The 1671-nt window shown below is 29.6% G+C and carries 4 protein-coding genes; all 4 read right to left on the minus strand.

The features are described from left to right. Positions 1 to 189: hypothetical protein (locus ACW2QF_RS20100; protein ID WP_455717794.1), on the minus strand; the 189-nt coding region annotated here is incomplete at its 3' end. A gap of 288 nt (positions 190 to 477) precedes the next feature. After that, on the minus strand, positions 478 to 690 hold the full coding sequence (locus tag ACW2QF_RS20105; protein ID WP_455717795.1) for a hypothetical protein: 213 nt from the start codon (positions 688 to 690) through the stop codon (positions 478 to 480). A 21-nt stretch (positions 691 to 711) separates the two neighbouring features. After that, a complete protein-coding gene (locus ACW2QF_RS20110; RefSeq protein ID WP_455717796.1) occupies positions 712 to 1224 on the minus strand; it encodes a DpnD/PcfM family protein in 513 nt (170 codons plus the stop codon). Positions 1225 to 1273: 49 nt separating this feature from the next. Beyond that, on the minus strand, positions 1274 to 1624 hold the full coding sequence (locus tag ACW2QF_RS20115) for a hypothetical protein (RefSeq protein WP_455717797.1): 351 nt from the start codon (positions 1622 to 1624) through the stop codon (positions 1274 to 1276). Positions 1625 to 1671 lie beyond the last annotated feature (47 nt).

The following is a 1671-nucleotide window of genomic DNA, read 5'->3' on the forward strand; positions in this document are numbered from 1 at the left end:
TATACTAATTACTTTATCACTATTGAATCCATTTTCTTTACAAAAGTCCGAAAATAACTCATTTAAATCGTCAATACCATCGGCATCAAGTTGAGTCTCATCCTCTGCTCCGTCGCTGTTCATAAACTCAATATTATAAGTTTTCATACCTGGTCTTACTACTCCATTTGCAACATTTTTAATTGTCATAGTGTTGTATTTCTCCTTTCTAAACTCATATAGAAACCGTCTTTTATGCCCTATTTCTTTCTAAGTAACACAACAACCATCCGCCATCATTCATTATCAATTGTTTATTTGGTTTTTCACACTCCCAAACATGACTACAATTTTGACATTAGCTAAATGCATCATTAGAGATTGGATTGTCCTCTATTTTGTTCATATATTCTCTATATTGTTCTAATGTTAAACCCTTTAGTGGATTATTCATTTTCATATATCTCCCACCATCCTTTCCCATACCAAAACATTCTTTTATTTGCTATTTAATTTACCTAATTCTAATTCTTTTTTAATTTCATTTAATAATTCTATTGAATTATCAATTGCAAATATTACTCTTGCATAATTACTACCATTATAAGTCATTGTATTGTTTTCATATTTTAGCAAAGCATTTATAAGTTGTGTATTATCTGTTATAAACTCAGTATTGATTTTCATTTCTTGATATTTATTCTTATTCATATTTTTCTCGCTTTCTAGCCTTTAAAGGCTTGTAGAGTATTTTTCTGTTAATGTTTCCATGATTTTCGTTGAATATCTAATACTACCTGTATCAGTGTTACGAATGTAAAGTAATACAACATCATGTTTATTATCATGCTCTACCCATTCAGTAGAAACCCAAACTAGCGGATCACCGCAAGAATCTAAACCTTCTTTATATTCCCCATTTCCAAATTCAATACAATCACTTATACATTTCTCTATTGTTTCCGTAAATAAATATCCCATTTTCATACCTCCTGTTTTTAATATCAAATCTGCTTTCTTTTCTACTATTTCATAACATAATTTTTCTTCTTCTGTTCCTTGATAAACTCCATCTATGTCGGCGTAAGGACTTGGGATAACGTTTGAATCATCCATGCTTTCAACTTCAATTTCCCCATTTTGATATAGTTCTGAAACTCTTTCTATAGCACTATCTAAATCTTCTGCATCAATTAATACTGTCTTGGCTAATACTTCTTCAATTCTGATTGCATATGTTTTCATGATATCCTTCTTTCTAACGGTTTCAGTTTACCGATAACTATGAAATCTATTATTCATATCGTTTTGCGTCATATCTATCGTTAATATGAATCAGTACTGATTGTCCATTGTTTAGCTCAATCCATGCTATAGTCATGTTTTTCAAATCTTGGATTATGATGTCTTTAATATCACTAATGCTATATTCAAAAGAATCTTTTTCATAGAGGATATCATAAAATTTAACATAAAACTTTCCTGCGTAAGAATCAAACCAAAAGCGAGAATAGTCAGTATCAAATATTTTCATTTTCTCTTCTTCTTTTTCGTTTTCAGGACGATGTAGCGATACTAATATACTTCCGGTTTGTTCTTCTAATGTTACAATTTTATCCAATAACTCGTATACATTATCTTTCATTTTTCTTTACCTCCATATTGTTTGGTTTTTGATGCTTTATATTTTAT

It is taken from the genome of Anaerosporobacter sp. (genome assembly GCF_965301125.1).